Source organism: Pseudoalteromonas sp. BSi20495 (assembly GCF_000241185.1).
GTDB lineage: Bacteria > Pseudomonadota > Gammaproteobacteria > Enterobacterales > Alteromonadaceae > Pseudoalteromonas > Pseudoalteromonas fuliginea.
In genome coordinates this window covers 84,693-98,326 of record NZ_BADY01000001.1, presented here as the reverse complement: position 1 = coordinate 98,326, position 13,634 = coordinate 84,693, and the positions used below count along the sequence as shown (strand labels likewise).

Here is a 13,634-nt window from a genome sequence, read left to right as displayed (position 1 = left end):
AATCTGGCAGACTCAAATAGGGAGAGCGTTATGAATGCAAATCAAGTTATTCAAATATATAAAGAAGACTCACAAATACTCTCAAGTAGTGTGATCGAGTTACCGCAAACAAATAGACTAAAATACCTGCATGCAAAAATGCGTGACAAGGTAGCTAGTAAAAGCCAATTCATTTTTTATGCTGATCAAGTGTTTCGTCTGCTGATTGAAAAAAGCTTAGAATTAGTACCATTTAAAGATCTCGATGTAACTACTCCCGTGGGAGAAACATACAAAGGCAAGCAGTTTGCAGATCCAATATGTGCCGTTTCTGTGGTTCGTGCTGGTGAAAGTATGGAAAATGAGCTGCGTCATATTGACTTAAAAATTCCCATTGGAAAAATTTTAATACAACGCGATGTCGTCACAAAATTGCCAACTCTTTATTATTCAAAACTTCCGGATCATATCGCTAAATGTCGCGTGCTGATATTCGAACCTATGTTGGCGACAGGCGGCTCTGCAATTTGTGCTATTCAGGTGCTTATAGATGCTGGTGTTTTAGAAGAAAATATCATTTTTGTTAATCTTTTGTGCTCCCCTGAGGGGATTCAAAAAGTTACTCAGCAATTTAAGAAAATTCAAATAGTCACGTCTTCAATTGAAGAGTATCTAAATGGAAACGCATTTATGATACCTGGAATTGGCGACTTCGGAGATCGCTACTTCGGTACGACCGATGTGGGGGCCGTATGACAAATAAACAACTAATACTTTGGATGTTAGTTGCTATGATTGCCCCAACAATTTGGGGCAGTACATACATAGTAACGACCGAGCTATTACCGCCAGATATGCCTTTAATGGCGTCAACACTTCGTGCTTTACCTGCTGGTATTTTATTAGTACTGATTGGTCGAAAGCTACCTAAAGGCATCTGGTGGGTGCGTTCTATCGTGCTTGGCATACTTAATATTGGTGGCTTTTTTTACTGTTTATTTGTAGCAGCCTATCTATTACCCGGTGGTGTAGCTGCACTTGTTATGTCGTGCCAACCTATCATAGTCATGATACTTGGTGCGCTACTCTTTAAAGATACCCTTAATTTAAGGCAATTTATTGCTTGTGCAATTGCGGCTGTTGGAGTCGCGATGTTGGTCTTAGAACCAAATATGAATTTACCTGTTCAAGGTGTTATTGCAGGTTTAATTGGTGCCGCTTCAATGGCCACGGGAATCGTATTAACAAAAAAATGGGGCAAGCCTGCTGACGTTAATTTATATACTTTTACAGGCTGGCAACTCGTTGTAGGTGGATTATTTTTACTCCCGATTGGATTAGTACAAGAAGGCTTACCTAGTAACCTAACAGTGGACAATATAATTGGTTATTCCTACTTAAGTATCATTGGCGCCTTGTTCGCTTATATAGTTTGGTTTAAAGCTATTGAAAAACTGCCAGTTGTTACGGTGTCTTTTATATCGTTTGCAAGCCCAATCTCAGCAACATTATTGGGTTATTTTATTCTTTCGCAAAGGCTAACGATGAGTCAAACATTAGGCGCAGTCATTATTGTATTAGCCATTGTTATATCTCAAGTACAGCTGTTTAAAAAATCAAGTTCCAATTTTAATCTGGAACCATCATTAAACAAAAAAACTAGTTAAAGGAAGTAAACATGGACAACTTATTTACAGAAGCTCGTTTTGGGAAAATCAACGCAAGCAATCGCTTTGTAATGGCACCAATGAGTAGAAACAGGGCAACAGCTGAAGGATTAGCAACGCCTCTTATGGCAACCTATTATGCTCAAAGAGCAACAGCTGGGTTAATTATTTCTGAAGGTATTCAACCTAACCAAGTTGGTCAAGGTTTTATGAATTCCCCAGGGCTACATAATTTACAACATGTGAAAAGCTGGCAGCCCATTACTGAAGCAGTACATAAAAGGGGAGGCAAAATTGTAGCTCAATTGATGCATTCTGGTCGTATTGGGCATCCTGAATTATACCCCAGTGCTCATCAATCAATAGCGCCTTCAGCAATTAAAGCTACCGGAGACGCTTTTACACCAACAGGGCCAAAGAGCTACCCTACACCAAAAGAAATGACATTAGATGAAATTACAGCAACCATTGAAGACTTCGCAAAATCAGCTGAATTAGCGATTCAGGCAGGTTTTGATGGGGTAGAAATACACGCAGGAAATGGTTTTTTACTTCACCAATTTATGGCAAGCAATACAAATAATAGAGCCGATCTATTTGGTGGTAGCGTCAAAAACCGTTTAAGATTTACGCTAAAAGTAGTGGCGGCTGTTACACAAGCTATTGGTGCTAAAAGAGTCGGTATTCGTATTTCTCCCGACAATACTTACAATGACATTATTGAACAAGACAGTGAAGTGCTCTACCAAACTCTTATTAGTCAGTTGCCAACTGATCTGGCGTATTTGCATATTATGGAAGCGGCTAACCGTGAGCACACCCAGCAGATCCGTAACCAATGGTTAGGTAAGCTTATATTAAACCCTCACAAAGCTTGGCAGGATGGCCCTGTAACCCCTGCTATTGCATCAGATGTGTTAAATGAAAATTTATGCGATGGTGTGGCATTAGGGGCACTCTTTTTAGCAAACCCTGATTTGGTAGAACGTACTAAGTTAAATGCTTCTTTTAATAATGTAGATCCCGATACGTTTTATGGTGGCGACGAAACCGGTTATACCGATTATCCTACAATGGTAGATAAAAGTGCATCGCTATCTGAGAAACAAAGTGAATCTATATTAGAGCGTGTTGAGCTTTCGTGATTAATTTTGCACCTGTAGGTTTGGTAGTTAGGCGAGGCAGAGTTTATGTCGTGTGATTATTCCCCATAAATAGGCGATAACGCAGCGTAAGTGCCAAACATCCGTAGCCCTTAGGTTCGTCCTAGGGGCGATTTACTCTTTGCTGCTACATAGATGTAAATAAAAGCCGTGAGTAGGGCGCGGAAGCTTTGCGCGAATTTACCTATTCTTACATAAAGATAAGTTAGTAAGGTGATGCAGGAGCGTTACCAAAGCTACCAAGTTACAAATCTCGCGCCACGATTAAATCGCTCCTCGATTGAACAAATTTTAATCCACAAAGATCAACATGCCCTAGATAGAACAAATTGTGCTCCTGAAAGGCCAACTGGCCTTATTTATAAGTAGAGCTAGAAAGGCCTAAAAGTAATTTTTTAAGTAATACTGCGAGTTGCTGCTGCTCCGACTTATCTAAAGGTGACAATAAAGACTGCCCTTTTGCGATATGCTCCTCTACAACCTGATCAATCAATTGAAAACCTTTCTCTGTTAAAGACACCATAACGCCTCGACGGTCATTAGGATCAGAGCTGCGTGCAACCAAGTCTTTAGCTTCTAGTTTATCGATACGGTTTGTCATTGAGCCTGAGGTTAGCATTAATGTCTGCAATAGTTGATTTGGACTCAATGTAAACGGTTTTCCTGAACGCCTAATTGTCGCTAATACATCAAATTCGCCACCATTGAGGCCAAAACGGCCAAATACAGTTTGTAATTCTTTGCTAAACATTGCATCGGTACGAACGAGTCGGCCCATAACTCCCATAGGCGAAGGGTCTAAATCAGGTCTTTCTTTATTCCACTGGGCTATAACGACGTCAACAAGATCATTTTTCATCATATCTACTACTCTAATTTAAATTGATAAACCAATATAACTCACAACAACCTCTACGACAAGACTCATCACAACAAGTATCTTCATACAAAGATACTTGACATTAAGATTGTATGTATTATCTTTTACCTAACTTTGTTACATGAGAGTTATGTGTAGTACTCATTTTTAACAAGGCAATTCAAAAATTAGTCATCTATAAAATTTTAAATAAAGGAATAGGCATAGAAATGAAACTACATAACCAACTAAATCGAACCGAAAACCTTGAGCAAGATCAGATATCTTTTTTGGGAGAAAGTGATACTCGAACATTGTTTGATTTAATTCAAAAGCAAATTATTGAAACACCTGATGAAACTGCAGTAATTAGTAACCAAGGAGATTGGAGCTATAAAATGCTGGATAAAAAATCAGCTAACATTGCCTCTTTACTCCATCAGCATGGTGCTAAGCAAGGTGAATATGTTGGTTTGTTTGTCGATCCATCGCCTGACTTAATTTTTGGTGTGTGGGGAGCTATTTATGCAGGATGCGGATACCTTCCACTGTCTCCTGAATACCCTGAAAAACGTATTAGCTATATGCTAAAAGACTCTAAAGCGCGCTTAGTTTTAACTCAAGCACATTTAAAAGAGCAAATTACTGCATTGGTTAGCAGCGACATTACTGTGATTTCAATAGATGATGTTGATGATAATACGTCATATTATGCGCCACTATCACAAGATAGCCTTGCTTATATGATTTACACCTCTGGAAGCACAGGTGATCCAAAAGGCGTCATCATTGAACATAGCAGTATTGTTAATCAGCTTCTGTGGTTAAAAGAAGAGCATAGCTTTAGCCAATCAACTCGTATTGTACAAAAAACGCCTTTTAGCTTTGATGCAGCCCAATGGGAGATTTTAGCTAATGCAATCGGTATTTGTGTTGTTACAAGTGAAGTAGGAATGTATCGCGATCCGCTTGCACTTATTGATTTAATCATTGAAAAACAAGTGACCGTTTTGCAATGTGTTCCTACCCTTTTACAAGCCTTGCTTGATTCGCCTTGTATTCAATTGTGCAACTCATTGTCTCACGTGTTCAGTGGGGGTGAAACGCTTACTAAACAGCTCGCCTTGCAATTTTTTGAAACACTGCCTGAAAAAGATCTAATCAATTTATATGGGCCAACAGAATGCACAATAAATTCATCCAGCCATAAAGTAACACCTCATACTTTAGAACAAGCGTTTGATGCAATTACCATTGGTAAGCCTGTAGCCAATACTCACTACTATATACTTGATGAACAGTTAAACTTAGTTGATGAGGGTGAATCTGGTGAGCTTTATATTAGTGGTGTGCAGGTTGCTAGAGGTTATTTAAACCGTAACGATACAACGCTCGAAAGATTTATATCTAACCCTCACAATAGCGAGCCTATGCATAATACGCTCTATCGCAGTGGTGATATTGTAAAACGTGATAAAGAAGGTAACACACACTTTTTAGGTCGCGCCGATAATCAAATTAAATTACGTGGTTACCGTGTTGAGCTTGATGAAATTAGACTTGCCATTGAAAAGCATGATTGGATAAAAAATGCCGCAATGGTTGTAAAAAATGACCAGCGTACCGGTTTTCAAAATCTTATTGCATGCATTGAATTAAATCATCGTGAAGCCGCTTTAATGGATCAAGGCAAGCAGAGTGAACACCATCAATCTAAAAAAAGTAAATTACAAGTTAAAGCACAACTCTCTAATGCTGGATTTAGACAACCACAAGCGCTGTTAAACTTACCCGTATTTAATTTACCAAATAAAAACGCATCAAAAGAGCAAACTGAAACTGTTTTTGCTCGTAAAACTTATCGTTACTTTGATGGTGGAAATGTGTGTGAGCAAGAAATACTTAACTTACTCAAAAAACAAAAATCAAAGATCCCTACACGCCCTGTCAGCGCATTAGAATATGATGAATTTGGTCAAATCATGAGATATTTTGGCCAGTTTAAAAGCAAGCAACGCTTACTGCCCAAGTATGGCTATGCATCTCCAGGCGCCCTGTATGCTACGCAGTTATTTTTAGAAATACATAATTTATTTAATTTAAAATCGGGTATTTATTATTATCACCCTGAACTACATACCCTGCATCTTGTACGCTCATTAGCGCCTGTAAGCACGGTTAAATTAACTTGCCATTTTTTAGGTAAACAATCAGCTATAGAACCTGTATATCAAAATAATATATTAGAAGTTTTAGAAATGGAAACAGGCCATATGCTTGGCTTATTTGATCATATTTTACCTCAGTTTGGCCTTTCAATTGGCGCTGCTAGTTTTGACAATGAATACCAAGATTACTTAGCTGTTCACGAAGATGACGCCTACTTAGGAAGTTTTGATATTAGCCAACATAGCGAAACTGACCCGCTTTCAAATGTTGAGACCTTAGTGCAAATTCAAAATGTAGATGGTTTAAATTCAGGACAATACACAGTTCAAGATAATCAGCTGACACCCCTTTCTGATCAGCTAATTGAAAAGAAAAAAGTGATTGCCATTAATCAGCAAGTCTATGATAGAGCTTCTTTTGGTATTTCTTTACTTAATCATTCTACAACGGCTTGGCGACACTATATTGATTTAGGTCGTAAGTTACAGCAGTTACAAATGAACGACTTAAACATAGGTTTAATGTCTTCTGGTTATAGCTCAAAATCTGGTAATAATTTACCTTCAGCCAATCGTATTGAAGAAATTTTATCTGATGCGAACTGTACAATGAAACCATTTTATTTTTGCATTGGTGGAAAAATTTCAGAAGAGCAAAAACGCAGCGAAGGTATGAAAGAAGACGCTATACATATGCGTGGCCCCCTTGAAATATTGAATCATGATTTACAAAATTCGCTACCTAGCTATATGGTACCTAATAAAATTATAACTTTTGCTGAATTCCCACAAACAGCGAATGGGAAAGTCGATTATCTCGCTCTAAAAAATTCAGAGAAACTTAATAATATTGAAAATAAGGCAGCCTACATTGAGCCTCGAAATAAATTAGAAGAGAAAATAGCTGATATTTGGCTCCATGTTATGAAATGGGACAAAGTATCTGTCCAAGATGATTTTTTTGAAAGTGGTGGAAACTCTTTAACAGCCGTTACATTTATGAATACTTTAAATAAAGAGTTGAGCATTAGTATCCCGATGCAAGCTATCTTTCAAGCCCCCACTATTGAAGCACTTGCTCTTTATATTAAGCAAAACGATAACAGCTCACATAGTCGGTTGATTAATTTAAATAACTCTACACAAAAATCGCGAATTTTCTGCTGGCCTGGTTTAGGTGGGTATCCAATGAGCTTAAAACCTTTAGCTGAAAAAGTGGCCGATGAAGCGACGTTTATTGCAGTGCAAGCGCATGGCCTTAATTGTGATGAAGTTCCTTACGATACAATACAAGAAATGGCAGAAGCTGATATCAAGCTAATCAAAAATGAGCAACCAACGGGTCCTTATACGTTATGGGGATACTCTTTTGGGGCTCGTGTTGCATTTGAAGTGGCGCATCAACTTGAAGCAAGTGGCGAGACCGTGGAAGCACTTTATCTCATTGCACCTGGCTCACCTAATCTACCTCAGTATTCACAAAAAGAGCAGACACCTTGTTTTACTTCTCCTGCATTTGTCACCATTTTATTTTCAGTGTTCTTTCAAAAAATACAAGGCCCGGTATTAGAACAATGTTTATCGGCAGTGACTAATAAACAACAGTTTATTGACTTTGTATGTATGAATCATCGCACTTTGAATCGAGATGTTGTCAGTAAAATCATAGAAGTAGTCATGCGCACTTATGAGTTTAAATATACATTCACAGAGTTGCTTGAACGCCAAGTAAAAGCACCAAAAGTGATATTTAAAGCACAAGGAGATGATTATTCATTTATTGAAAACATTCCTGAGTACAACGAAAAAGAAGCGATAACACAACACTTACAAGCAGATCATTACGCATTATTAAAACATCAAGGTGTTGATGAGCTGTTTAATTGCATTGTGCAATCTCAAGGTTCTTACGAGAACCATCGTTCATTATTAATAGCGTAAGGACGCAATATGCCGCATATCAACATACATTATTTTGATTCTCACGTATCCAGTTCTACCAAGAATAGGCTCGTGAAAAAAATTTCGGCACTGATAAGTAAAGAGTTTAAATGCAATAACGACTTTATTTCAATCGCACTGCATGCAGAGCAACCGAAAAATTGGCGACAACGTGTTTATAACAAACATATTATTCAGCAAAAATATAAATTAATTAAAAAACCAAGTTATTAGAGGAAAATAAAATGAACAATACAAAGATAAATCTTGTTATTAAGCCTGAAATTAAACGGGCTCTTGAGTTAGGGCTTGCGGTCGTGGCGCTTGAGTCTAATGTTATAACGCATGGCTTAGATTACCCTGAAAATAAACACACCGCGTTACAAGTAGAAGCAGCAGTTCGTGAATCGGGTGCAATCCCTGCAACCATTGGAGTCGCTAATGGTAAATTACTAATTGGCATGGATGAAAGTGAGATTGAGTTATTTGCAACAACCGCAAATATACCTAAAGTCAGCACGCGTGACTTACCCGTTGTATTAGCGACTAAGCAATTGGGTGCAACCACCGTTGCCTCATCTATTATTGCAGCTGAGTTAGCAGGAATATGCTTTTTTGCATCTGCCGGCATTGGTGGCGTTCATAGAGGAGCAAACAATACGATGGATATTTCTTCAGATCTTATGCAATTTACACGTTCACGGGTTGCCGTTGTATGTGCTGGTGCAAAAAACATACTCGATCTAGGTTTAACACTTGAATACTTAGAGACCCACAATGTCCCTATTATATCTTATCAATTTGATGATTTCCCTGCATTTTACTGTCGCTCAAGTGGCTATAAAGCACCACAACGGATAGATGATGCATCTATTTTAGCCGACATAATTGAAACCCAATGGCTACTTGATAATAAGCGCAGTGTATTAATTACAACACCCACTAAGCTCGAAGACGCCATTGATAGTGATGATGTTAATGATGCTATCAACGCGGCAATTAGCTCGGCTCAAGCGCAAGGGATCAGTGGAAATAAAGTCACTAAGTACATTATGAAAGCAATTGATGAAGTAACTAAAGGGCGTTCAGCTAAAGCTAACAGTGCCGTTTTGATCAATACAGCGCGTGTTGCAGGGCATTTAGCTGTTGCCCATGCAAAGCAATCTAGTAATAAAAGAGAAGTAGCGTAAAAATAATGGGTGAAGTTTATTGACAAATTTTTTTAATTATATATCTTTATATAAAGATACTTTACATAAACAAACTTCACCCAAGCATATTACCTACTAGATGCACACAAGGAGCTAATTATGAATTTCATTCCATGGATTACAACGACAGGCATACTAGCAATTTTAATAGCGGGCAGCTTTGCAGTTAAAAGTAACATCATTGATGCGCGCAGCAATATAGGCAATGAACAATCGGCTAATGTCGAAGCTATGTATGTAGAAAAAGTTGCTCACCAGTCACATATAGATATTAGCGGTATCGTAAAAGCCCCTAAAACATTATCGTTAATTAATGAATCAGCAGGTAAAGTTACAAAACTCTATTTGCAATCTGGCGGTATTACTTATGCAGGTGATACGTTACTCGAAATAGAACACGAGGAGGAAAAAGCACAACTGCAAATAGCTAAATCACGCTTTGAACTACAAAACACCACCGTAAAGAGATATAAAAGCCTTTATAATTCAAATAAATTGAGCGCTCAGCAATTAGATGAATCAACGGCTTTACTTGCTCAATACCAAGCAGAAATAAACCTACTCTCAGCTAAAATTGCTAAAAAAGTGATTACAGCACCATTTACAGCCCGCGTTGGTATACATGACTTGCAAGTCGGTCAGTTTTTACCTGCTAATACAAATCTAACTCAGCTCATTGGTATTGAAAAATATATGTGGGTCGATTTTTCTCTCCCGCAAACCTATACAGAGCTAGCAATTAATACGCCGGTAGTATTAACGCTACTTGATGACACACAGACAGAAATAATTGCACAAGTTGCCTCTGTTGCACCAGAAATGTCAAAACACTCAAGACAGCTGAAATACCGTGCAAAAATTACATTAGGAAATACTAAACTAAATTCAAATCAACTCGTTAAAATTAAGGTACCTATTGGCAACAAAAAAGAGGTTGTTGCGATCCCATATTTAGCAGTTATTAAAGGCAAATTAGGGAACTATGTATATTTATTAAATAAAGACGAGGAAGGAAAAACATACGCTAAGCGTACACAAGTTGAATTAGGCGAACGTATTGGGGATCTCGTTATGATCACCAATGGCTTAACCTCAGGCGCATTAATCGCAAGTAATGGAGCATTTAAATTGCGTGACGGTTTGAGAGCATACTTGCTTAATTCAGAGCGTACTGTAGCTATGGAAGATACGTTATCTCCTAAGGTATCATTATGAAAAACAATCATTTTATGGATCGATTCATAACACAACCAACACTTGCAATCGTTTTATCCGCTATTATTTGTATTGCTGGGATTTGGTCAGTGCTTAAGGTGACTGTGCTACAGTTTCCAAAAATTGAAAGTTCATCTTTAGTTATTTCAACTAACTACGTAGGCGCATCAGCTGATACAGTTAAAGGTTTTATTACAGAACCAATAGAACGTATTTCCGCTACGGTTCCAGGTGTTGATTATGTTGAATCAGTCACAATTGCAGGGAACAGCACTGTAACAGCTTACTTAAATTTAAACGAAGATAGTACTCGGGCTTTATCACAGCTTACTGCTCGTCTTAGCCAAGTTAAATATATGCTCCCGAATGATACTGAGGATCCCATTGTTAGCGTTAAGCGTACCGATCGACCTCATGCGCTATTTTATTTAAATATAGGGCATCAGGGCGAATCACTTACACAACTAACCGACTTTTTATCAAGGCAAGTGACTCCTATAATTACAGATATTGAGGGTGTTCAAAGAGTCGCAATTGAAGGCAGTAGAACGCCTGCGATGCGCGTGCATTTAAATTCTGCAAAGTTAGAAGCATTTGATCTTAGCGCTGACGATATTTACTCCGCGTTGGCTGCAAATAATACAATAGCTACGCTAGGTTATATAGAAACTAATAAACAAAAAATTGATCTGGTCGCTAATACACAATTGAAAAGTATCGATGAATTTGAGCAGTTAATTGTAAAACGTATAGATAATGATGTTATATATCTGAGAGATGTAGCCCATATTGAACTTGGCTCTGAGCAGCCAACGGTAAGTGCTCGCTTAAATCAGCATGATACTGTTTATATTTCAGTTTGGCCGCAGCCAGGTGCAAATGAAATTGAAGTTGGTGACGCACTTTACGCATTAACCGATAAAATTAATAAGACTTTACCGGATGGTATCAGCATTGGTTATGCCTATGATGGTACTTTATATATGCGCGATGCATTAAATGAGATTTTTAAAACACTTATTGAGACGGTTATTCTAGTAGGCGTTGTTGTTCTCTTTATGATGGGATCATTTAGAAGCTCAGCGGTACCTTTAGTGACTATTCCTATTTCAATATTAGGTGCTATTGCGGCAATGTATGTCGTCGGTTTTTCGTTAAACTTACTAACCGTGCTCGCTATTGTTCTCTCTGTTGGCTTGGTGGTTGATGATGCGATTGTTGTTGTAGAAAATGTTTCACGTCATATTCGTGCAGGAAAATCTAAAATTGACGCAGCGCTCACAAGCTCCAAAGAGCTGTTTGTACCAATTGTATCAATGACTCTCACACTAACAATGGTGTATTTACCGATTGGCTTTCTGTCTGGACTTACCGGCGTATTATTTAAAGAATTTGCTTTTACCCTAGCAATATCAGTGCTTATATCAGGCATTGTTGCCCTCACACTTTCACCAATAATGAGCGCGTATGTTATCCCTGCTGAAGGGCAAGAAACTAAATTAACAAAAAAAGTAAACTGGGTATTTGATCAGCTAAGAAATAAATATGCGTTGTTACTTACTCTTTTATTGTCGTGGCGAAATCAAGTGATTGTTGCTGCAATTGCGTTAAGCCTTATGATAATACCATTTTACCAAGGTGCACAAAAAGAGCTTGCGCCAGTTGAGGATCAAAGCAGCATATTTGTACTTGTACAATCCCCCCCTGAGTCATCGTTAACTTATAATGAAGATAACATTCGTGGCATGGTTGATAGCTTATTAGAAATACCCGGCACAACTCAAATGTGGCAGAACATTTTTACCAATAGTGCTTTTGGCGGTATTGAATTTATAAGTGCTAGCGAACGAGATTACACTACTAAATCAATTCTTCCTGAGGTTTATGGACGCTTGGCTAAAACCCCTGGAGTCAACCCGTTGCCCATTCTTCCAGCGCCACTTCCTACTGCGGGCCAATTCGATGTAGAAATGGTCGTTAAGTCCAGCGATAGTTTTGAAATAATGCAAAGCTATGCGGGGCAACTTATAGGTAAAGCATTTGCTAGTGGGCACTTTTTATACGCAGACACTGATTTAAAAATCGATTTACCCCAAATACAATTACAATTAAAGCGCGATAAAATTGCCGATTTAGGAATGGATCTCGCTTATGTCAATCAGCAACTGAGTGTTCTTTTATCAAATAACTACGTTAATCGATTTGATGCGCAAGGAAAAGCTTATCAGGTAATCCCTGTTATTGACCGAAATGTAAAGTCAGATCCTGGAAAACTACTAAGCTTAAACATTAAATCAATTAATGGAACCAGCGTGCCATTATCTGCAATAGCTGAAGTTAAATGGGCAACAGTTCCTAGACAATTAAATAGCTTTGGACAGCAAAATGCCTTTCGCATATTTGGAGCCGTATTACCTAACTCCACAAAAGAAGAGGCACTTTCAGCATTAGAAAATGCCGCAAAAGAATTACTCCCCCCTTCATACACTGTTGATTATGCCGGAGAGTCTAGACAAATAAGACAACAAGGTAATAGTTTATTAGGCGTTATGCTAATTTCACTGGTCATTGTTTACTTACTGCTTAGTATCCAATTTAATAGCTTTCGAGACCCTCTAGTTGTGTTAATTGGGAGTGTACCTTTGGCAATGGCTGGCGCGTTGATGCTGTCGTATTTTGAATTAACGACTATCAATATTTATTCTCAAATCGGTTTAATCACACTCATTGGTCTGATTGCAAAAAACGGTATCTTAATTGTCGAATTTGCAAATCACCTACAAGAGCAAGGTAAAAGCCGCATAGAAGCCGTAATTGAATCTGCATCAACTAGATTAAGGCCTATTTTAATGACCACTGCTGCCACTGTTCTTGGACACTTCCCATTATTAATGGTATCTGGAGCTGGGGCTGAAGCCCGAAATAGTATTGGCATTATATTAGTAGCAGGAATGCTTATAGGAACCCTTTTTACTCTTTTTGTATTGCCTGCTTTTTACGTAAAACTGGCTGCAAAACGAGTGCCTAAAGAAGTAAATAAAAGTAACCTTTGCAGTTCAAATGAAAAACCATCTTTTGCTATTAGTTAAGGTCTGTGACCTCTCAAGATTAAAGTTTGTTCTATCTAGGGGAAATTTAATCCCGGCGCGAGATTTATAACATAGCCAGCTCGGTAACAGCTCCTGCGTTACCTTGTTGGCTTACATGCAAACATGCTGTTGAAAACTCAACGACCAAAGATCAACACGCTCTAATAAGCTAAAGCTCTTATCGCGATAAATTATGTAATATCTGCAGCGTATAAAAAACTTTGTTTCATACAAAAAAACCTGACAGCAGTTACTTCGTTCAAATAAACAACACATTGTATAATTATTACTTTATACATTGCTCACTTTTAAATCGGTGTTTCATATTCATGACAGTTAGTC

The 13,634-nt window shown here is 38.1% G+C and carries 9 protein-coding genes; 8 read left to right on the top strand and 1 reads right to left on the bottom strand.

Going from position 1 to position 13,634, the window contains the following annotated elements; translation table 11 throughout:
* Window positions 1-30: 30 nt before the first annotated feature.
* From upp to P20495_RS19530, 3 genes are read left to right on the top strand one after another with little or no spacing between them, the layout of a single operon-like run.
* A complete protein-coding gene (upp, locus tag P20495_RS19520; RefSeq protein ID WP_232224803.1) occupies window positions 31-735 on the top strand; it encodes a uracil phosphoribosyltransferase in 705 nt (234 codons plus the stop codon).
* Window positions 732-1,646 (top strand): EamA family transporter, encoded by a 915-nt coding sequence (locus P20495_RS19525; RefSeq protein ID WP_008133428.1) that lies wholly within the window; start codon window positions 732-734, stop codon window positions 1,644-1,646. Before upp ends, P20495_RS19525 begins: the two co-directional genes overlap by 4 nt.
* Before the next feature lie 11 nt (window positions 1,647-1,657).
* Window positions 1,658-2,791 (top strand): alkene reductase, encoded by a 1,134-nt coding sequence (locus P20495_RS19530; RefSeq protein WP_007376276.1) that lies wholly within the window; start codon window positions 1,658-1,660, stop codon window positions 2,789-2,791.
* A 373-nt stretch (window positions 2,792-3,164) separates the two neighbouring features.
* Here P20495_RS19530 and P20495_RS19535 read toward each other — a convergent pair whose 3' ends face one another.
* Window positions 3,165-3,671 carry a MarR family winged helix-turn-helix transcriptional regulator gene (locus P20495_RS19535; protein ID WP_008133426.1) on the bottom strand — a complete coding sequence of 169 codons (507 nt, stop codon included), beginning with the start codon at window positions 3,669-3,671 and terminating at the stop codon, window positions 3,165-3,167.
* A gap of 227 nt (window positions 3,672-3,898) precedes the next feature.
* Between P20495_RS19535 and P20495_RS19540 the strand changes: the two genes are divergently transcribed.
* The 5 genes from P20495_RS19540 to P20495_RS19555 all read left to right on the top strand — a co-directional run bounded on the left by P20495_RS19540 (window position 3,899) and on the right by P20495_RS19555 (window position 13,292).
* Window positions 3,899-7,777, top strand: a complete 3,879-nt coding sequence (locus tag P20495_RS19540; protein WP_008133424.1) for an amino acid adenylation domain-containing protein — start codon at window positions 3,899-3,901, stop codon at window positions 7,775-7,777.
* 72 nt (window positions 7,778-7,849) lie between these two features.
* The gene (locus P20495_RS21860; protein ID WP_007376273.1) at window positions 7,850-8,011 is read left to right on the top strand and encodes a hypothetical protein; all 162 of its coding nucleotides are present in this window, start codon (window positions 7,850-7,852) and stop codon (window positions 8,009-8,011) included.
* 11 nt (window positions 8,012-8,022) lie between these two features.
* Window positions 8,023-8,967: a pseudouridine-5'-phosphate glycosidase gene (locus P20495_RS19545; RefSeq protein ID WP_007376272.1), complete on the top strand. Its 945-nt coding sequence runs from the start codon at window positions 8,023-8,025 to the stop codon at window positions 8,965-8,967.
* A gap of 120 nt (window positions 8,968-9,087) precedes the next feature.
* A complete protein-coding gene (locus tag P20495_RS19550) occupies window positions 9,088-10,203 on the top strand; it encodes an efflux RND transporter periplasmic adaptor subunit (RefSeq protein WP_008133421.1) in 1,116 nt (371 codons plus the stop codon).
* Complete coding sequence (locus tag P20495_RS19555) at window positions 10,200-13,292, top strand: efflux RND transporter permease subunit (RefSeq protein WP_008133419.1); 3,093 nt, start codon at window positions 10,200-10,202, stop codon at window positions 13,290-13,292. Before P20495_RS19550 ends, P20495_RS19555 begins: the two co-directional genes overlap by 4 nt.
* Window positions 13,293-13,634: the final 342 nt, after the last annotated feature.

Excerpts from the sequence above, each read along its gene's own strand:
- upp (WP_232224803.1), top strand. The coding sequence starts at position 31 with ATGAATGCAAATCAAGTTATTCAAATATATAAAGAAGACTCACAAATA.
- P20495_RS19530 (WP_007376276.1), top strand. The coding sequence starts at position 1,658 with ATGGACAACTTATTTACAGAAGCTCGTTTTGGGAAAATCAACGCAAGC.
- P20495_RS19545 (WP_007376272.1), top strand. The coding sequence starts at position 8,023 with ATGAACAATACAAAGATAAATCTTGTTATTAAGCCTGAAATTAAACGG.
- P20495_RS19525 (WP_008133428.1), top strand. The coding sequence starts at position 732 with ATGACAAATAAACAACTAATACTTTGGATGTTAGTTGCTATGATTGCC.
- P20495_RS19555 (WP_008133419.1), top strand. The coding sequence starts at position 10,200 with ATGAAAAACAATCATTTTATGGATCGATTCATAACACAACCAACACTT.
- P20495_RS19540 (WP_008133424.1), top strand. The coding sequence starts at position 3,899 with ATGAAACTACATAACCAACTAAATCGAACCGAAAACCTTGAGCAAGAT.
- P20495_RS19535 (WP_008133426.1), bottom strand. The coding sequence starts at position 3,671 with ATGATGAAAAATGATCTTGTTGACGTCGTTATAGCCCAGTGGAATAAA.
- P20495_RS19550 (WP_008133421.1), top strand. The coding sequence starts at position 9,088 with ATGAATTTCATTCCATGGATTACAACGACAGGCATACTAGCAATTTTA.